This window comes from Vibrio sp. GJ43-1 (assembly GCF_055808835.1).
The window spans coordinates 476655-497838 of sequence record NZ_CM147885.1 but is presented as its reverse complement, the minus strand read 5'-3'; the positions used below and the strand labels follow the sequence as shown (position 1 = coordinate 497838).

Sequence of the window (21184 nt, the reverse complement as noted above, 5' to 3'; positions counted from 1 at the left end):
AGGCTCCTACTCATCGCAGAATGAGAGGAGCCTTTTTTGATCGTATCTAGTGTATTGATGTGGGAGTTCTAAACCAACAACGCTTAAAGTGGGGTTTCTTTCCAGCCACATTCTACTTTGTGCACTAGGTCTTCCAATTTACTCGGCGTGAGACGATCGGCCGCAGCGATGTCAAACCGACAGGCGACTTGATTTTCAAACATCGACCAGTGCTTCACCAAACATGCATCCAAATCTTGGGTTTCTTCAGCCCATGTCGCTTTAAGCATGGGTAGCATGCAGGCGGCGCCGTGGGCGTACATCATCATCTGCCATTTTAACTCAACCATGTTGAGCGGTGTTTCAGAATGGCTGACGTTATAAGCATCGACTAACTTATTGACAACACTCTCAATTTCTCCATGACTATCGATAAAATAGTCGAAGAACTCATTTTCTTGTCGCATGGCGTCAGCAATGAGCTGGATTGGCTGTCTTATGACGATGATATGGGCCAGCATTTCGACGGAAAAGCGGTAAAGCTTAACGTTGGCAGGCGTATTTTCTGGTAGTTCATCGAGTAGATGTAGGATGTATTTTTGCATATAGGCGTGCAAATGGTCACTGATGCAATACCAAATTTTCTCTTTGCTGCCAAAGTGGTGACGAATTAGGCTATGTGACACCCCAGCCTTTTCACTGATGTTGCGAATAGACACGCGTTCATATCCTAATTCACAGAACATTTCTGCGGCAACGGTCATGATTAAATTCTTTGTCTCTTCCGCCGCCATGGCACTACGACGCCCTTTTTTCTTCTCCACTCGATACCTTTTTTATTTTCGATGTACTGGTATAGGGTACTGCACTTTCCTGTTCACCGACAAGGTGTTCATAAATGAACGCTGATGATTAATGAGCGTGGGTGACGATGCTCATATAACCAAAGTGAATGATACTGCGATAAAAAATTATACTATACGACTGTGCAGTAACTGTTGATCTGATGTAAATTATACATATACTGCACAACTGTAAAGTATAATTACAATATCAGAGATAAATACTATGAACACTTATCGTCTATTCAAACGAAGTGCCTTGATTGCGTTACCTGTATTGGCAGCCATGAGTCTGTCGGGATGTAACCAAGCTCAATCTGAAATCCATGAACCGATCATTAAGCCTGTTAAGGTGCTTGAGGTTCCAGCGCTAAACTTTGCTCCAATCAATAGTTATTTAGCGCAAGTTGATGCAACCGATCGCGCACAGTTATCGTTCCAAGTAGGCGGTCAAGTGGCGTCAATTGATGTCAAAATGGGCGAGTCGGTGAAAGCGGGAGAAATTCTTGCAACACTGGATCCTACCGATTACCAAGTCGCGCTAGACGCTCGTCAGGCAGAGTTTGACTTGGCTAATTCACAGCTCAAACGAGCACAGCAACTGGTCGAGAAAAAGCTGATTAGCGCCGATAGATTTGATCAGCAAGAAACTCAATATAAGGCGGCGGAAGCGGCACTTGAGCAAGCCAAATCTGATCTTGGCTATACCCAGATTATTGCTCCGTTTGATGGTGTTGTTTCAATGACTTACCACAAAGCGTACGAGGTGGTTGGAGAAAAACAGCCAATCCTCAATTTAATCAGTAGTGATGAGTTGGATGTCACGTTTTCAATTCCCGTTCCTGTTGTGAAATCGATGTCATTTGATGAACTGCAGCAGCAGAGATTCTTTGTAACGTTAGACAGTCACCGTAATCAACAGATTGAAGCCTCATTTCGTGAAATTGCGATGCAGCCGGATGTAGATACCAACAGTTATACGGCGTCGGTTTCGATACGCAAGCCAGTAAATATTAATATTTTATCCGGGATGTCTGGACAGGTTCATATTCAAAGTGAACTCACTCACCGTGCTATATCGCTTCCTAAAAGTGCCTGGATAACGCAACAAGAGGGTGAAGGCCAAGTTTGGATATTTGAACCTGCGACGCAAGAGGTCCACCAAATTAAATTGGTGCTTAATGAGCTGGGTGAAATTACCGCAGGCCTTCAACATGGTGATCAGGTTGTGATCGCTGGCGCTGGAAATTTGATGGAAGGTCAGCAAGTTAAACTATGGACTCGCGAGGGTGGCATCTAATGAGAAAGGTATTTTTCATTACACTGGGTTTAGCGTTACTTGCGCTACAAGGCTGCAACTCCGATGTGACGACACGCAATGCCGCGGAGACAATGGTGGCGTCTTTCCATGTCTCTCAACCAGTGTCGAAGCAGTTTCGGGAGTTTCGTGGTCAAGTTGTGACGGCAGAGCAAACCAATCTGGCTTTTCGTATTCGTGGTGAAATATCTCACCTTCTCGTTAAACCCGGTCAATCCGTTAAGAAAGGACAGGTTGTTGCTAAATTAGATGATAAAAAACTGCAGCAACAATATCGAGATGCTCAAGCTCAATTTGAATTGGCGACGAAGCAACTGCGTCGAGGGACAGAGTTGTTTGCTAAAGATATGATTTCCAACTCTGAACTTGATGAGTTGACATCAAATAAACAATTAGCCAAAGCAAAGTATCAGAATATGCAGCATCAGCTGCAATACACCAGCTTACGAGCGCCTTTTACTGGCGTTGTAGCGGATGTATTGAAAGAGCGCTTTGAAAATACCAGCCCGGGTGAAACCATCGTGTCCGTGTACCAGGCTGACAAAGTCTACGTGAAAATAAGTCTCTCTGATTACATCTTGGCGTCTATTACGCCAGACGCTCAACGCAATAACTATCAACCGTTGGCTTTTTTCCCCGACCGAGACAATGGCTTTACGATGCAATATCTAGAGCACTCGAGTGAGCCCGATGCACAGTCTCGAGCCTATGAGCTTTGGCTGCAAATGCCGCAACCTAAACAAACCATATTGCCTGGCGCAAGCGTGAGTGTGCATGTTGACATGGTGGCCGCTGGCTTGAGTTCAATTCAAGGTTATCAATTGCCGATGACGGCACTTGAGCCTGGCACGTCTGCTTCTGAGTTTTATGTGTGGAAGCACATTGATGGCAAGGCAATGCGCAGTTTGGTGCATGTGGATCAGGTTAATAGCTTTGGTGTCATTGTCGATTCGGGCGTGATGGAAGGGGATGTATTGATTATTTCGAGTTTGAGAAAGCTTCGTGATGGTGAGTTAGTGACGCTTAAAGGGAGTGAAGAGAAATGAGTCTTACGGAATATTCAATTAAGAACCGAGTGATTAGCTGGCTTTTCATCGTTATTTTAACCGTCGGTGGTATCACATCGTTTATGGATCTGGGGCGTCTTGAAGACCCGGCATTTACGATTAAAGATGCCATGATTATTTCTACCTACCCAGGCGCCACTTCAACGGAAGTTGAAGAAGAACTGACGTATCCATTAGAGAAACAGATTCGACAGTTGCCATACATCGATAATATTAAGTCCACATCCTCAGACGGAATGTCGCAAATCATGGTCAGTATGCGGATGGATTATGGCCCAGATGAGCTGCCACAAATTTGGGATGAAATGCGCCGCAAGATTAACGATTTAAAGCCGAACTTGCCAAGTGGTGTGAACTCGGTGCAAATCATTGATGACTTTGGCGATGTGTTCGGCGTGATGATTATGTTGACGGGAGACGGCTATGATTACGTAGAGCTTAAACGTTATGCGGATTATTTAAGCCGAGAAATCGAGCTCGTTGATGGCGTGGGTAAAGTCGCGATTTCTGGTGATCAGCAAGAAATGTTGTTTGTTGAGCTTTCACTTAATCGCTTGTCGGCGCTTAACCTTGACATGAACACCGTAGCGGGATTGCTTAATCAACAAAACAGCGTTCAGTCTGCTGGGGAAATCATGATTAATGGTGACAACCTAGCCATTCGTCCGAACGGGAGCCTTAACTCAGTAGAATCGCTGGAAAACCTCATTATTCATGGCCGAGATACTAGCAATTTGATTCGATTAAAAGACGTCGCAAAGATATCGAAAGGTATCCAAGAAAAGCCATCAAACGTGATTACCTTTAATGGTAAACCTGCGATTAATTTAGCAATTTCGTTTACATCTGGGGTGAACGTTGTAGACGTTGGTCACGTGATTGATACGAAATTGAGCGAGCTTGAGAATATTAAACCAGCGGGCGTAAATTTAGATTATTTTTACAACCAATCGACGGAAGTCGATAAATCGGTAAAAGATTTTGTCGTCAGTTTGGCGCAAGCCGTGGCCATTGTCATTGTTGTACTACTGTTTGCCATGGGGGTACGCAGCGGTCTGATTATTGGAATCGTATTGCTCTTGACGGTATTTGGTACTTTCATTTTGATGAGTATTAATAATATCGAACTGCATCGAATTTCCCTTGGCGCTTTGATTATTGCTTTGGGGATGCTGGTGGATAACGCCATCGTTGTGGTCGAGGGGATACTAGTTGGGTTAAAACAGGGCAAAACGAAAACAGAAGCAGCGAAAGCGATAGCCAAGCAAACGCAGTGGCCACTACTCGGCGCAACCGTTATTGCTATTACCGCATTTGCACCGATTGGGCTTTCTCAAGATGCAACGGGTGAGTTTATGGGCTCATTGTTTTGGGTGCTCTGCTTTTCACTATTTTTAAGTTGGATTACAGCACTGACACTAACGCCTTTTCTAGCAAGCCTAATGCTTAAAGAGGAGACTGTCATGGTCGGCTCAGAGCTGAGTAGAACCGTATAAAGGTATTTTATTTACCGTATTTCGTTGGTCATTGGAGCTGGCGTTAAAACTGCGTTGGTTGACCGTTATAGGAATGGTCGCGTTACTTATTTCTGCTGTTATGGCGTTTGGCATGGTGAAACAGTCGTTTTTCCCAGCCTCCAATACGCCTATGTTTTTTGTTGATATGTGGATGCCAGAAGGCACGGATATCAGACAAACATTGAAGCAAACTGAAAAAGTGGAAGCCTATATTCGATCGCAAGAAGATGTGAATTTTGTGTCGACATCGGTTGGGCAAGGCTTACAGCGATTCATGTTGACCTATCAGCCAGAAAAGAGCTACGAAGCGTATGCTCAGTTGCAGGTTCGAGCCACGAATCGCGACGATATGTTTACGTTATTGGACAAGCTGGATCAAACCCTATCGAGTGAGTTTACCGCGCCATCGTTCCAGCTGCGTTTAATGGAATTTGGACCTTCTCCTGCTTCCAAAATAGAAGCGAGAATCATCGGGCCCGATCCACAAATATTGCGTGATGTTGCCGTTCAAGTTGAAGATATTCTTCTTGCTGATTCAGGGGCGCGTAATATTCGTCATGACTGGCGAGAGCGCACGAAAGAACTCGTGCCTCAATTTAACGAATCAAAAGCTCGTCGGCTTGGTATTTCAAAAGAAGATCTCTCGAATACCTTACAGTTAGCGTTTGGTGGCAACGCCATTGGTGTGTTTCGAGATGGTACGCAGCGCCTGCCGATTGTTACCCGTTTGACGGAAGAAGAACGGGTGGATTATTCGTCCCTACAAAATATCTCTATCTGGAGTCCGATGCTTCAGACGTACGTTCCGGTTGAGCAGGTGGTGGATAATGTCACGTTAGATTGGAGCGAGCCTTTGATTCAACGTCGTGATAGAAAGCGTACGCTTACCGTTCTTGCTGATCATGACGTATTGGGTGATGAAACGGCGGCGACATTGTTTGCTCGTATTCAACCACAAGTTGAAGCCATTGTGCTGCCAGAAGGTTATTCATTAGAATGGGGCGGCGAATACGAGTCATCAAAAGATGCGCAAGAAGGCATGTTTAAATCTCTACCTATGGGTTACTTACTGATGTTTATCATCACGATGTTGCTATTTAACTCATTTAAGAAGCCACTGGTGATTTGGTTGACCGTGCCATTATCCATTATTGGTGTGGCATTTGGTTTACTGCTTTCTGGGATGCCGTTTAGTTTCACAGCATTACTGGGTTTGTTAAGTCTAAGCGGAATGATCCTAAAAAATGGGATCGTCTTGATGGACCAAATAAATTTGGAGTTAGCAACGGGTAAGGATCCGTATCAGGCCATCGTCGATAGCGCGGTAAGTCGCGTGCGGCCAGTGAGTATGGCTGCTCTAACGACCATATTAGGTATGATCCCATTAGTCTTTGATGCATTTTTTGGTTCAATGGCAGTGACGATCATGGCTGGGCTTGGTTTTGCGACCATATTGACATTGATTGTTGTCCCAGTGCTTTTTGCCATTTTCTTCAACATTAAGCCGATTCAGTAAAATTGATGATGTATTAATATTGTCTGGATTCCAAAGCCCGCATGTCGCGGGCTTTTTTATGTTCTCAGATCATACATGATGGGCGGTTAGCTGTTTTCTTTGCTATTTAGCGCGTGAATGATTCAGGATCCGACACCGCACTTGGTCGTCTATCTCGAGAGTTGAGCGTTGAGATCGGGCAATATGTAAGTAAGTTTCGGCATCTTGATCAAAAATTCGCAAATAAATGACATGAATTTTGAATGTATGCCTCATTTTCTGCAATGATCGTTTTCTATACACGCTGACCTTGAACACAATATGGTCAGCAAATGATCAGACTTCTAGGAGAACAGCAAAATGCCAACGAACTACTGTGCGGCGTGCAAAAAGAAAACGGCACATAAAGCGGTGATGAAACGTAGCCCAAATGACAGTGCCTCTATCTTACAAAGTTTTCAGCAGCTGATGTCACAACTAGTGAATGGCAGTGGATATTACAAATTGGAACGTCGCATTATTTGCCGAGTATGCAACCAAGAAAATCAGGTGGAAGCTAAACCTGTGATGAACCAACAAGCTAACCTTGCGTAGCGTTAACGGCTAAGGTATTTGTAAAATCAATCATACTTTTGCGACTATCTGCGTTTGTCAAAAATAAGCGTAGTTAAATTGGATTAGTCGCAGAGTGTGATCCGTGGTGTTTTTAACCTGCTAGCATTTGATTTACAATCAAGTAACAATTACTTACTTGAGATGTTATCGTGGCTCAGCTTGCTTTAGATAAAATTGATTTAGAAATACTTAGGATATTGACCCTCAAAGGTCGTATGCCGATCGTGGAATTGGCAAAGCAAGTCAATCTCACTACCTCCCCATGCTCCGACCGTGTAAAGCGACTTGAAAAAGAAGGCTTTATCCAGGGGTATCATGCTGAATTGAACCCCGAGAAATTAGGGTTGGATGTCCAAGTTTTTATCCATATTCGTCTCGATCAGACCAGTTTCTCTATTTTTGATAAATTCGCTAAAGCTGTAGATTTAATGCCTGAAATAGAAGAATGCTATTCTCTTTCTGGTGACTTCGACACCATGATTAAAGTGCGAACAAAAGATATGAAATCCTATCAATCCTTTATGTCGACTAAGCTGGGAACGCTGCCCGGTGTCATTCAAACACGCAGTGAAGTGGTGATTGAAGAACATAAAACAGGTTTTGGTGTTAACCCAGAATTACTTGATACGCTCAATACATAGTCCATACAAATCCATACCTCTCTCCGCTTGTAATTATTAGGACGCGATCTTTTTTCCGCCTATCGCTACTCAGTATTTCTTTTTTGAGAATCCTATAAGAAAGCCTGACTCTTTGATTCATATTTGTAACTAAATCTGGTATTTAAGGTTATATATATTAGAAATGACATTCGATCTACCTATACTAACTAACATGTAGTTCGACATGGGCAAATCGTTGTTTTTCAGCTGATTAATTGCTTTGTTATTGATTGTCCGATGATCTCTTGTCCGAGAGTTTGGTGTAAAGGAGCGCGCTATGGGTTTTGCGGTATTTTTGGGGCTTGCAAGTGTTACGGGAACCTTAGTTCTTGATAAAAAAGGTCAGCTAAAGGTCTTGGCCGAGGGGGGTGAACCTCAGCCTGGTGAAGCGGTTCTGTCAGTCGTCGACGGTCAAGATTCTAGTGAGCTTGCTGGCATTGATGTCATCGGAGAAAATGGGCAAGTTGTTAAATCAACGCGGTTGAACTCATCGGATAATCAAGAGATTGCGGATATTATTTCGCAAATTGAAACGGGCCAAGATCCAACCCAAAATGAAGACCAAGCCACTGCGGCAGGCGACGCTGTCAGTTCAAGTATTTCTGAGGCAACAACGGTAGAAGCAACTCAAGAGCAAGTTTTAGCGGCAACCTTTTTTGAAACTACTGGACTGAATAGTCAAGACCTCAATCAACCTCAAACTGATACGTTACTCGATATTCTCGCAAACTCCGCACCTGTTACCGTTTTTGATGCTCGTAATTTTGACGAAGAATCACTAGATGGCGATCTAAATCTAAGCTTTCCCACTGATGCTAACAATGACACGTTAACGCTTATTATTACCGAGCTACCTAAGCTTGGTGTGCTCACCCTTGCCGATGGCACACCAGTAAAAGTGGGTCAAGTGCTCACTGAAACTGAGTTCGAATCCCTTCAATATGATGCGCCCCAAGAATACACTTCCGGCGATGACGCGGGTCAGATTTTATATACCGTGGACGATGGACGAGGTGCCGAAAACTCAGTTCAGACGGGCGGTGTTCTACTGACAATCAACCCAATCAACGATATCCCCGATATTATCGATGTAGGCTCTGCTGATGTTGTGGAAGCGGGCAGTTTGGATGACGGCACTAATGTCGATGGTCTTGCGACAGCCGAAGGTCAAATTATAGCAACCGACAATGATACCGATGCTGTGCTTACGTATGGTGTCCAAGACGCGAGTAACGAATACGGCACATTAACGGTTGATGAGTTGACGGGTGAATGGCTGTTTACCTTAGACAATAGTGCTCCTGCAACACAAGCCCTTAAAGAAGGGGATTCTGTTGATACAACCTTCACCATTACGGTTACTGATGATAAAGGCGCGCAGGTTACTCAAACGCTGCCTATCACTATTGAAGGTACAAATGACGTGCCAACGTTTGGTGCGAGTGGCGATACAACGGGAATGGTCACTGAATCTGGTGATGGTGCAGCAAGTAATTCAGTCGCGACGGGTACTTTAGTCGCGACGGATGTCGATGCCGATGCGATATTAGATTATCAAGTTATCGATGGCATTACTGATTTTGGAGAAATGACGTTTGATGGTGAAGGTAAATGGACGTTTACCCTCGATAATGAATCGAATGCGACTCAAGCGTTAACGGAAGGCGAAACCAAGCAACTGGATTTTGTCGTCACGGTTACTGACGAGTTTGGCGCGGTAAGCCGAGAAGTCGTCTCGATTACGATTACAGGCACCAATGATACGCCTGTTATTGATGATTTGACCGGGACAACGGGGCTAGTGACTGAGGCTGGTCATTTAGATGATGGCACGGTGGTCACTGGAACTTCGACAGCGAGTGACACCATTAACGCATCAGACGTTGACGGTACCGTTACGTTTACCTACCAAGGACAAAGTGATTTTGGCTCTTTTGAAATAGATGCTCAAACTGGAGTTTGGAGTTTCCAGCTCGACAATGCTTCTGCTGCTACCCAAGCATTGCGTGAGGGACAAGAAACCTCTGTGGTGTTTGATGTTATTGCGACGGATGAAGTCGGTGCGTCAGTCACCCAACCCGTGACAATTACGATTGTTGGCACCAATGATCAGCCCACCATTTTATCAAGTAGTGATTTACAAGGTTCCGTGACAGAGTCCGGCCATCTTGATGATGGCACGTTGGTGGATGGCGTTGCTACCGCGACAGGTACGCTTGTTGGCTCGGACGTAGATGCCAGTGCAAATCTGACATTCTTTATTGAAGATGGCAGTAGCGACTATGGTTCGATGACGGTTGACCCTGATGGTGCATGGGTATTTACGTTAGATAACGATACCGCCCAATCTCAGGCTCTCAAAGAGGGTGAGGTGCATAACGAGACCTTCACCGTAACGGTGCGTGACGAGTTTGGCGCCGTGAATACGGAAACAATCACGGTCGCTATCACAGGCACCAACGATCAGCCAGTATTTACCTCCAGTAGCACGTTTACTGGTGAAGTGACAGAAGCCGGTCATAATGATGACGGAACCGAAGTCGCCGGAACCCCGACTGCGTCAGGGACTCTATTTGGCTCTGACGTTGATAGCGATGCATTGCTAACGTTTTCAACCGATGATGGCAGCAGTGATTACGGTGACCTCAGCGTGGCTTCTGATGGTACGTGGTTATTCACACTCAATAATGATTCAGTACAGACTCAAGCCTTAAAAGAAGGACAGAAGCAAGACGTTAACTTTTCGGTCAAAGTCACCGATGAGTTTGGTGCGGTGAATACCGAAACAGTCACCATTACCATTACGGGTACGAATGATGTTCCAGTGATTGAAGATTCCAGTGTCGTAACTGGTTCTGTCATCGAAGCGGGTGATGACAATGTTTCTGGTGTTGATATTGCCACGGGTAACATTGTTGCAACTGACGTTGATGCGGACTCAGTAGCCAGTTTCTCATACAGCGGTGATAGTGACTTTGGGACGTTTGTGATTGATCCCGTGTCTGGCAACTGGACATTTACACTAGATAACGATTCTGATGCGACTCAAGCCTTGAAAGACGGACAAGTTCAGGACGTTACTTATACGGTTAGCGTGACGGATGATAAAGGAGCCGTCACTAGCCAAGACGTCGTGATTACGATTACGGGTAGCAATGATTCAGCAACCATCGTCAGTGGTGAATCTGCGGAACTCACCGAAGACGTTGCGGTTGTGGGCAATAATCTAACTGCGACTGAGCAACTGATTATCAGCGACGAAGACGCGGGTGAAAACGTCTTTAATGCAGGCGCGGGGACGTCTGTGGGCACCACGTTAGGTAGCCTGTCTATTCTTGCTGACGGTACCTGGACCTACACCATCGATAACACCTTAACGCAGGTGCAAGCCCTCGATGTGGGTGACACCTTCGTTGAGTCCTTTATTGTGACCTCTGCTGACGGTACAGAGCACACGATTAGTGTGACGGTGAACGGCGCGGAAGATGAAACTTTCATCACTAATTATTCCCCAGACAGCGTCAAAGAAGACACCGACGAAGTGGCGGGTGAGCTTATCGGTGGCGGCAAACTCGACATCGCCGATTTAGATGCCGGTGAAGCGGCGTTTAACACCACGGTGACAAGCTTAAATAACGATGAAGGTCAGTCGCCATTGGGCACGCTGACCATCTTGGCGGACGGCACGTGGACGTACAACGTCGATAACAGCCTCACTGGCGTGCAAGAACTCGGCGACGGCGATACACGCGTTGAGCGCTTTGAAGTCGCCTCGATTGATGGCAGCAAAACCCAAATCATCGAAGTGACCATTGAAGGTACTGACGACGCGCCCGTGATAGCGGGTACTGACATCGGTGGCGTCATTGAAGATACCGATATTCAAGCGGGTGATCTTCTTAAAGAAAGCGGCCAGCTGACGATTAGCGATACCGATCAAGGCGAGAGCCAATTCCAAACCAGCGTCACTAAAGTTGATGATGGCAACGGCCTCACACCGGTGGGCACTCTGACCATTGATGCGACTGGCGCGTGGAATTACGAGATCGACAACACCGACAGCTCGGTGCAATCACTCTCAGAAGGCGAAACCCGTACCGAGACGTTCCAAGTACTCAGTGAAGATGGCACGATGCACAACATCGTCATCACTATTACCGGCGTTAACGATTTACCAAGCATTGTCAGTGGTGCCAGTGATGACGCCACCGAAGACGCCGCGGTGGATCTCGATAGCGACGGTAACTTAGTCGCCAGCAATACTTTAGTGATCAGCGATACCGACGCCAATGAAGAGACCTTCATTGCTAGCGCAGGCACGCCAGTAGGCTCGACTTACGGCGCGCTTACCATCGGCGCGGATGGTCAGTGGACCTATAAAGTCGACAACAGCTCAGCGCCAATCCAATCCTTGGATGTGGGCGATACCCTAACCGAATCCTTTATTGTAAAAAGTGCCGACGGCACGGAGCACACCATTACGGTGACCGTGAATGGTACCGAAGATCCAAGCATCATCAGCAGTTACGAGCCGGGCTCAGTGACAGAAGACACCGCGGGTGTTTTGACTGACAGTGGGGATTTGGACATTGCTGATGCCGACAGTGGCGAAGCACAATTTGATATTACGCGTGTCGAAGGGCAACAAAATGGTAATGGCGAATCTCCATTAGGCAGCTTAACCATTACCGCCGATGGGCAATGGCGTTACCAAGTCGATAACTCGTTAACGGGTGTGCAGGAGCTGGGTGACGGCGATAGCCGTGACGAAGTATTCCGCGTGTACTCGATTGATGGCAGCAGCTATCAAGATATTGTTGTGACCATTCAAGGGGTGGACGGCGCGCCGACCATCGTCAGTGGTGATAGCGATGAACTGACCGAAGATGTCGGCGTGGTGGGTAACAACCTCATCGCGTCTGAGCAGCTGGTCATCAGTGACGAAGATGCGGGTGAAAACGTCTTTAATGCTCGGCGCAGGGACGTCTGTGGGTACCACATTAGGTAGCCTCTCTATTCTTGCTGACGGTACGTGGACCTACACCATCGATAACACCTTAACGCAGGTGCAAGCCCTCGATGTGGGTGACACTTTAGTTGAGTCCTTTATCGTCACCTCCGCCGATGGCACCGAGCACACGATTAGTGTGACCGTGAACGGCGCGGAAGATGAAACCTTCATCACTAATTATTCCCCAGACAGCGTCAAAGAAGACACCGACGAAGTGGCGGGTGAGCTACTTGGCGGCGGTAAGCTCGACATTGCCGATTTGGATGCGGATGAAGCGGCGTTCAATACTACTGTGACGAGTCTAAACAATGATCAAGGTCAGTCGCCATTGGGCACGCTGACCATCTTGGCCGACGGCACGTGGACGTACAACGTCGATAACAGCCTCACTGGCGTGCAAGAGCTCGGCGACGGCGATACACGCGTTGAGCGCTTTGAAGTCGCCTCGATTGATGGCAGCAAAACACAAATCATCGAAGTGACCATTGAAGGTACCGACGATGCGCCCGTGATAGCCAGGTACTGACATCGGTGGCGTCATTGAAGATACCGATATTCAAGCGGGTGATCTTCTTAAAGAAAGCGGCCAGCTGACGATTAGCGATACCGATCAAGGCGAGAGCCAATTCCAAACCAGCGTCACTAAAGTGGACGACGGCAACGGCCTCACACCAGTGGGTACCTTGACCATCGATGCGACTGGCGCGTGGAATTACGAAATCGACAACACCGACAGCTCGGTGCAATCACTCTCAGAAGGCGAAACCCGTACCGAGACGTTCCAAGTACTCAGTGAGGACGGCACGACCCATAACATCGTCATCACCATTACCGGCGTTAACGATTTACCGAGCATTGTCAGTGGCGCCAGTGATGACGCCACCGAAGACGCGGTGGTCGACTTAGATACTGACGGTAACTTAGTCGCCAGCAATACTTTAGTGATCAGCGATACCGACGCCAATGAAGAGACCTTCATTGCTTGGCGCAGGCACGCCAGTAGGCTCGACTTACGGCGCGCTTACCATCGGCGCGGATGGTCAGTGGACCTATAAAGTCGACAACAGCTCAACGCCAATCCAATCCTTGGATGTGGGCGATACCCTGACCGAATCCTTTATCGTGAAAAGCGCCGACGGCACGGAGCACACCATTACGGTGACCGTGAATGGTACCGAAGATCCAAGCATCATCAGCAGTTACGAGCCCGGCTCAGTGACGGAAGACACCGCGGGTATTTTGACTAACAGTGGGGATTTGGACATTGCTGATGCCGACAGTGGCGAAGCACAATTTGATATTACGCGTGTCGAAGGGCAACAAAATGGTAATGGCGAATCTCCATTAGGCAGCTTAACCATTACCGCCGATGGGCAATGGCGTTACCAAGTCGATAACTCGTTAACGGGTGTGCAGGAGCTGGGTGACGGCGATAGCCGTGACGAAGTATTCCGCGTGTACTCGATTGATGGCAGCAGCTATCAAGATATTGTTGTGACCATTCAAGGGGTGGACGGCGCGCCGACCATCGTCAGTGGTGATAGCGATGAACTGACCGAAGATGTGGGTGCGGTGGGCAATAACCTTATCGCCTCTGAGCAACTGGTGATTAGCGATGAAGACGCTAGCAGTGAAAATGTCTTTAATGCTTGGCGCAGGGACGTCTGTGGGTACCACATTAGGTAGCCTCTCTATTCTTGCTGACGGTACGTGGACCTACACCATTGATAACACCTTAACGCAGGTGCAAGCCCTCGATGTGGGTGACACCTTGGTCGAGTCCTTTATCGTCACCTCCGCCGATGGCACCGAGCACACGATTAGCGTGACCGTGAATGGCGCGGAAGATGAAACTTTTATCACCAACTACGCACCAGACAGTGTTAAAGAAGACACCGACGAAGTGGCGGGTGAGCTATTAGGTGGCGGTAAACTCGATATTGCTGATTTGGATGCCGGAGAAGCGGCGTTTAACACCACGGTGACGAACTTAACTAACGACCAAGGTCAGTCCCCTCTCGGCACGCTGACCATCTTGGCCGACGGCACGTGGACCTACAAAGTTGTCAATAGCCTAGAAGGCGTGCAAGAGCTCGGTGTGGGTGATACGCGTATTGAGCGCTTTGAAGTCACCTCGATTGACGGCAGTAAAACCCAAATCATCGAAGTGACCATTGAAGGCACTGACGACGCACCCGTGATAGCGGGTACTGACATTGGTGGTGTCACCGAAGACTTTGAGGTCCAAAGTGGTGACTTACTTAAAGAAAGTGGTCAGTTGACGATTAGCGATACCGACCAAGACGAAAGCCAGTTCCAAACCAGCGTCACTAAAGTCGATGATGGCAACGGCCTTACACCAGTGGGCACCTTGACCATTGATGCCACTGGCGCGTGGAATTACGAGATAGACAACACCGACAGCTCGGTGCAATCACTCTCAGAAGGCGAAACCCGTACCGAGACGTTCCAAGTACTCAGTGAGGACGGCACGACCCATAACATCGTCATCACCATTACCGGCGTTAACGATTTACCAAGCATTGTTAGTGGCGCCAGTGATGACGCCACCGAAGACGCGGTGGTCGACTTAGATACTGACGGCAACTTAGTCGCCAGCAATACTTTAGTGATCAGTGATACCGACGCCAATGAAGAGACCTTCATTGCGGGCGCTGGGACACCTGTGGGCACGACTTATGGTGCCCTCACCATCGGCACGGATGGTCAATGGACCTATAAAGTCGACAACAGCTCAGCGCCAATTCAATCTTTGGATGTGGGCGATACCCTAACCGAATCCTTTATCGTGAAAAGTGCCGACGGCACGGAGCACACCATTACGGTGACCGTGAATGGTACCGAAGATCCAAGCATTATCAGCAGTTACGAGCCGGGCTCAGTGACGGAAGACACCGCGGGTATTTTGACCGACAGTGGGGATTTGGACATTGCTGATGCCGACAGTAGCGAAGCACAATTTGATATCACGCGTGTCGAAGGGCAACAAAATGGTAATGGCGAATCTCCATTAGGCAGCTTAACCATTACCGCCGATGGCCAGTGGAGCTACAGCGTGGATAACTCGTTAACGGGTGTCCAAGAGCTGGGTGACGGCGACAGCCGTGACGAAGTGTTCCGCGTGTACTCCATTGATGGCAGCAGCTATCAAGATATTGTTGTGACCATTCAAGGGGTGGACGGCGCGCCGACCATCATCAGTGGTGACAGTGACGAACTGACAGAAGATGTCGCGGTCGTCGGCAATAATCTCATTGCGACCGAGCAGCTCGTGATTAGCGATGAAGATGCTTAGGTGAAAATGTCTTTAACGCAGGCGCGGGGACGTCTGTGGGCACCACGTTGGGTAGCCTGTCTATCCTAGCAGACGGTACCTGGACGTACACCATTGATAACACCTTAACGCAGGTGCAAGCCCTCGATGTGGGTGACACCTTGGTTGAGTCCTTTATTGTGACCTCTGCTGACGGTACCGAGCACATGATTAGTGTGACGGTGAACGGCGCGGAAGATGAAACTTTTATCACCAACTACGCACCAGACAGTGTCAAAGAAGACACCGACGAAGTGGCGGGTGAGCTACTTGGCGGCGGTAAGCTGGACATTGCCGATTTGGATGCGGATGAAGCGGCATTCAATACTACTGTGACAAGTCTAAACAATGATCAAGGTCAGTCGCCTCTCGGCACGCTGACCATCTTGGCGGACGGCACGTGGACCTACAAAGTCGATAACAGCCTCACTGGCGTGCAAGAACTGGGTGCGGGTGATACACGTATTGAGCGCTTTGAAGTCGCCTCGATTGACGGCAGCAAAACCCAAATCATCGAAGTAACCATTGAAGGTACTGACGACGCACCCGTGATAGCGGGTACTGACATCGGTGGCGTCATTGAAGATACCGATATTCAAGCGGGCGATCTTCTTAAAGAAAGCGGCCAGCTGACGATTAGCGATACCGATCAAGGCGAGAGCCAATTCCAAACCAGCGTCACTAAAGTCGATGATGGCAACGGCCTCACACCGGTGGGCACCTTGACCATCGATGCGACTGGCGCGTGGAATTACGAAATCGACAACACCGACAGCTCGGTGCAATCACTCTCAGAAGGCGAAACCCGTACCGAGACGTTCCAAGTACTCAGTGAAGATGGCACCACGCACAACATCGTGATTACCATTACCGAGTGTCAACGATTTACCAAGCATTGCCAGTGGCGCCAGTGATGACGCCACTGAAGACGCGGCGGTCGACTTAGATACTGACGGTAACTTAGTCGCCAGCAATACCTTGGTGATCAGCGATACCGACGCCAATGAAGAGACCTTTATCGCAGGTGCTGGTGTCCCAGTAGGCACCACGAATGGTACGTTGACGATTGATACTGACGGTCAGTGGACCTACAAAGTCGACAACAGCTCAACGCCAATCCAATCCTTGGATGTGGGCGATACCCTGACCGAATCCTTTATCGTGAAAAGCGCCGACGGCACGGAGCACACCATTACGGTGACCGTGAATGGTACCGAAGATCCAAGCATCATCAGCAGTTACGAGCCCGGCTCAGTGACGGAAGACACCGCGGGTATTTTGACTGACAGTGGGGATTTGGACATTGCTGATGCCGACAGTGGCGAAGCACAATTTGATATTACGCGTGTCGAAGGCCAACAAAATGGTAATGGCGAATCTCCATTAGGCAGCTTAACCATTACCGCCGATGGGCAATGGCGTTACCAAGTCGATAACTCGTTAACGGGTGTGCAGGGGCTGGGTGACGGCGATAGCCGTGACGAAGTGTTCCGCGTGTACTCCATTGATGGCAGCAGCTATCAAGATATTGTTGTGACCATTCAAGGGGTGGACGGTGCGCCAACTATCGTCAGTGGTGAATCCGCTGAACTGACCGAAGATGTGGGTGCGGTGGGCAATAACCTTATCGCCTCTGAGCAACTGGTGATTAGCGATGAAGACGCCTAGGTGAAAATGTCTTTAACGCAGGCGCGGGGACGTCAGTTGGTACCACGTTGGGTAGCCTGTCTATTTTAGCTGATGGCACCTGGACCTACACCATTGATAACACCTTAACGCAGGTGCAAGCCCTCGATGTGGGTGACACTTTAGTTGAGTCCTTTATCGTCACCTCAGCCGATGGCACCGAGCACACGATTAGTGTGACGGTGAATGGCGCGGAAGATGAAACTTTTATCACCAACTACGCACCAGACAGTGTCAAAGAAGACACCGACGAAGTGGCGGGTGAGCTACTTGGCGGCGGTAAGCTGGACATTGCCGATTTGGATGCGGATGAAGCGGCATTCAATACTACTGTGACAAGTCTAAACAATGATCAAGGTCAGTCGCCTCTCGGCACGCTGACCATCTTGGCGGACGGCACGTGGACCTACAAAGTCGATAATAGCCTCACTGGCGTGCAAGAACTGGGTGCGGGTGATACACGTATTGAGCGCTTTGAAGTCGCTTCGATTGACGGCAGCAAAACACAAATCATCGAAGTAACCATTGAAGGTACTGACGACGCGCCCGTGATAGCGGGTACTGACATCGGTGGCGTCATTGAAGATACCGACATTCAAGCGGGTGATCTGCTTAAAGAAAGCGGCCAGCTGACGATTAGCGACACCGACCAAGGCGAGAGCCAATTCCAAACCAGCGTCACTAAAGTCGATGATGGCAACGGCCTCACACTCGGTGGGCACTCTGACCATTGATGCGACTGGCGCGTGGAATTACGAGATCGACAACACCGACAGCTCGGTGCAATCACTCTCAGAAGGCGAAACCCGTACCGAGACGTTCCAAGTACTCAGTGAAGACGGTACTACTCATAACATCGTCATCACGATTACCGGTACCGATGATGAGCCAGTCATCGGTGGTACATCTTATGGTGAAGCAACGGAAGACAATGCGACACAAATAGATACTGATGGCAATTTATTCTTCAGTAGCCAAGCTACTATTAGCGATGCCGATGATGGTGAAGGGGCGTTTATCCCTGCTTCCGTTGCGTCAGCCGTCGGTAATTTTGTTGATGGTGCCTTAACCATAGATGCGGCCGGGAATTGGTCATACGAGATTCCAAATGGTAGCAGTAATGTTCAAGGGCTAGCAGAAGGTGAACGCGCGACACAAACCTTTACGGTGCAAACCATTGATGGCACAGAACATACCATTGTTGTCGATATTGTCGGGGTCAATGATGACTCTGTGCTGATCAGTGATCCAAGCCAAGCGGTAGGGGATGTCAAAGAAAATGATAGCCTGATTGAACTCACGGATAGTGGCGTACTTGAGCTTCAAGATACAGATGGAAGCGATGAGGAAGTATTCCAAACGGACCCTAGCTCAATTACATCAACAAGCACACTGAATGGAGCGACCGATGCGGTTGGTACTTTAACAATTAACGCTCAAGGTGAGTGGGATTATTCGATTGCGAATGCGTACGTTGAATACCTTGGTGAAGGGGATACCGCGACAGAAACCTTCACTGTGCGATCTGAAGATGGTACTGAACATACCGTTGTTATTACCATTGAAGGTACCAACGATGTGCCTTCGATTGTCAGTGGTACATTCGCAGAGGGCTTAGAGGATCAGGGTCTAGACGGTAACAACATCAAGGTGGAAGGCAATCTTGTTATTGATGATCCTGATGCAAACGAGAACACATTCCAAGTAGGAGCGGGGAGCGCTGATGCTGCCAATACTTTAGGTGGCTCGTTAGTCGTTGCTGCCGATGGAAGCTGGACCTATTTGGTAGACAATCAGCAGACCGCGATTCAGTCTTTGGATGTGGGAGATTCGGTCACTGAAAAATTCACCGTTCTTAGTGAAGACGGTACGCCTATTGAAATTGAAGTCAAAATCAACGGGGCGGAAGACCAAACATTTATCACTGACTATGTGCAAGGAAGTGTGACGGAAGATGACGAGACAACCACACTTTCTCATGTTGGTAATCTAACTGTGACAGATGTGGACGCTGGTGAGAATCAGTTTGATCCGACGCGCGTTGACACATTGAACAACAGCAATGGCATTTCGTCTTTAGGCAGTGTTTCAATTACGTCTTCCGGTACGTGGACGTACACCATAGACAATAACTTAGCATCGGTACAACAACTCGGAGCTGGAGATAGCTTTACTGAGCGTTTCCGAGTTTATTCCATTGATGGTAGTACTTCTCAGATTGTTGAAGTGGTGGTCAATGGGACTAATGATGGTGCGTCAATATCCGGTGTTGCATCGGGTTCTGTGACAGAAGACATCACGGTGGTTGGAAGTGATTTGCAAGAGTCCGGAACCTTGCAAGTTAGTGATATTGATAGTGGGGAGAATATTTTCTCCACGACTGTTACGACTGTGGCAGATGTTACCGATGGACTACCGTTAGGCAGTATCACTATTACCCCTGAAGGTAACTGGACTTACCTTGTTGATAAAGACAACGTCACCGTTCAGGCACTGGGATTAGGCGAAACACGAACTGAACGTTTCCAAGTTACATCGGTTGATGGCACTGCGACGCAAGAAATTGTGGTGACGATTCATGGCACCAACGATCTGCCAACGGTTTCTGCAAGCAGTGAACTAACGGGTAAAGTATTTGAAGATTCCGACCCGATACCAACGGCGACAGGCACCTTAGTACCTAGCGATGTTGATGTAAATGATAGCCATACATGGGCGGTTGTAGGTGCCACAAGTGGTGATTACGGTAGCCTAGTTTTAGACTCCAATTCGGGGGTATGGACTTATTCCTTAGTGAATGACTCAGTCAACCATTTGCAAACTGGTGAAAAGGTCTATGAGTATTTCCAAATCCAAGTATCAGATGGTAAAGGCGGAGTTGGCTTTGATACCGTTACAGTGGAGATTGAAGGGACGAATGATGATCCTTCCATCTCGGGTGATAATTCAGGGTTAGTCATCGAAGATGGTGGCGTATTGAGTGTTGCTAAGGGCAACCTTGAAGTCGCGGATGATGATATTAAAGATACCCATGACTGGGCGGTTGTCGATGGTGACGGACTCTATGGTACGTTAACCGTTAACGATGATGGTGAATGGACGTACACGTTAGATCAAGCCAAAGCCAACTTTATGGAAGAGGGGGTGATTTATGCTGAAGACCCATTCACTATAACGGTTGACGATGGCTTTGGTGGCACAGATAGCTACGTCGTCAACGTTAATGTTGAAGGCAATAATGATGCCCCCGACATCCGTAACGTAAACCAAATACGGATTAAAGAAGATGCGGGAACTCAATTTAAGCAAGGTACCTTAAATGATCAAGACCCTGATGAGAATGAAGTACACAGTTGGGTTATTTTAGATGCCAATGGTAATGCGCTATCGGTTGTTGATGGTGTTGCGATTGGTACTTACGGCAACCTATCACTCGACGAGTCGACAGGGCAATGGCGCTATGATCTAGAGTCAACCACGGATACGACGCTGACATCCGAGCAATTAGCGAATACACAAGCGCTAGAACGGGGTCAAAAAGTTTTTGAAAACTTTACTGTTCAAGTCACAGACAAATACGGCGCCACGGATACTCAAGTATTACAAGTTCGCGTGACCAGGTACCAATGATCAGCCGCAGATTGAAGGCACGGTTGAA

The 21184-nt window shown here is 47.9% G+C and carries 14 protein-coding genes and 1 pseudogene; 14 read left to right on the top strand and 1 reads right to left on the bottom strand.

Translation table 11 applies throughout. The annotated features are described in order from the left end of the window. Window positions 1–83 precede the first annotated feature (83 nt). Complete coding sequence (locus AC0L66_RS19495) at window positions 84–803, bottom strand: TetR/AcrR family transcriptional regulator (protein ID WP_313897284.1); 720 nt, start codon at window positions 801–803, stop codon at window positions 84–86. 244 nt (window positions 804–1047) lie between these two features. Here AC0L66_RS19495 and AC0L66_RS19490 point away from each other — a divergent pair, with 244 nt between their 5' ends. The 14 genes and pseudogenes from AC0L66_RS19490 (at window position 1048) to AC0L66_RS19425 (ending at window position 21156) form a co-directional block, all read left to right on the top strand. Then, the gene (locus tag AC0L66_RS19490) at window positions 1048–2121 is read left to right on the top strand and encodes an efflux RND transporter periplasmic adaptor subunit (RefSeq protein ID WP_473570474.1); all 1074 of its coding nucleotides are present in this window, start codon (window positions 1048–1050) and stop codon (window positions 2119–2121) included. Continuing rightward, entirely contained in the window at window positions 2121–3185 is a 1065-nt protein-coding gene (locus AC0L66_RS19485) for an efflux RND transporter periplasmic adaptor subunit (RefSeq protein WP_473570472.1), read from the top strand. The genes AC0L66_RS19490 and AC0L66_RS19485 overlap by 1 nt, the downstream gene beginning before the upstream one ends. Continuing rightward, a pseudogene (locus AC0L66_RS19480) lies at window positions 3182–6239 on the top strand (efflux RND transporter permease subunit). The gene AC0L66_RS19485 and the pseudogene AC0L66_RS19480 overlap by 4 nt, the downstream one beginning before the upstream one ends. 339 nt (window positions 6240–6578) lie before the next feature. After that, complete coding sequence (locus AC0L66_RS19475; RefSeq protein WP_265677242.1) at window positions 6579–6812, top strand: hypothetical protein; 234 nt, start codon at window positions 6579–6581, stop codon at window positions 6810–6812. 170 nt (window positions 6813–6982) lie between these two features. Next, the gene (locus AC0L66_RS19470) at window positions 6983–7474 is read left to right on the top strand and encodes an Lrp/AsnC family transcriptional regulator (protein WP_265677241.1); all 492 of its coding nucleotides are present in this window, start codon (window positions 6983–6985) and stop codon (window positions 7472–7474) included. A 298-nt stretch (window positions 7475–7772) separates the two neighbouring features. After that, entirely contained in the window at window positions 7773–12503 is a 4731-nt protein-coding gene (locus AC0L66_RS19465; RefSeq protein WP_473570470.1) for a VCBS domain-containing protein, read from the top strand. Then, window positions 12448–13032, top strand: coding sequence for a VCBS domain-containing protein (locus tag AC0L66_RS19460; protein ID WP_473570468.1), 585 nt, complete (start codon window positions 12448–12450; stop codon window positions 13030–13032). The genes AC0L66_RS19465 and AC0L66_RS19460 overlap by 56 nt, the downstream gene beginning before the upstream one ends. Before the next feature lies 1 nt (window position 13033). Further along, window positions 13034–13561 (top strand): VCBS domain-containing protein, encoded by a 528-nt coding sequence (locus AC0L66_RS19455; RefSeq protein ID WP_473570921.1) that lies wholly within the window; start codon window positions 13034–13036, stop codon window positions 13559–13561. Next, window positions 13470–14192, top strand: a complete 723-nt coding sequence (locus AC0L66_RS19450) for a VCBS domain-containing protein (RefSeq protein WP_473570467.1) — start codon at window positions 13470–13472, stop codon at window positions 14190–14192. Before AC0L66_RS19455 ends, AC0L66_RS19450 begins: the two co-directional genes overlap by 92 nt. Beyond that, window positions 14122–15822, top strand: a complete 1701-nt coding sequence (locus AC0L66_RS19445; protein ID WP_473570465.1) for a VCBS domain-containing protein — start codon at window positions 14122–14124, stop codon at window positions 15820–15822. The genes AC0L66_RS19450 and AC0L66_RS19445 overlap by 71 nt, the downstream gene beginning before the upstream one ends. Window positions 15823–15857: 35 nt before the next feature. Further along, on the top strand, window positions 15858–16754 hold the full coding sequence (locus tag AC0L66_RS19440) for a VCBS domain-containing protein (protein ID WP_473570464.1): 897 nt from the start codon (window positions 15858–15860) through the stop codon (window positions 16752–16754). Then, on the top strand, window positions 16735–17508 hold the full coding sequence (locus AC0L66_RS19435) for a VCBS domain-containing protein (RefSeq protein WP_473570920.1): 774 nt from the start codon (window positions 16735–16737) through the stop codon (window positions 17506–17508). Before AC0L66_RS19440 ends, AC0L66_RS19435 begins: the two co-directional genes overlap by 20 nt. Before the next feature lie 47 nt (window positions 17509–17555). Then, window positions 17556–18260 carry a VCBS domain-containing protein gene (locus AC0L66_RS19430; RefSeq protein WP_473570463.1) on the top strand — a complete coding sequence of 235 codons (705 nt, stop codon included), beginning with the start codon at window positions 17556–17558 and terminating at the stop codon, window positions 18258–18260. Continuing rightward, the gene (locus AC0L66_RS19425; protein WP_473570462.1) at window positions 18241–21156 is read left to right on the top strand and encodes a VCBS domain-containing protein; all 2916 of its coding nucleotides are present in this window, start codon (window positions 18241–18243) and stop codon (window positions 21154–21156) included. Before AC0L66_RS19430 ends, AC0L66_RS19425 begins: the two co-directional genes overlap by 20 nt. Window positions 21157–21184 lie beyond the last annotated feature (28 nt).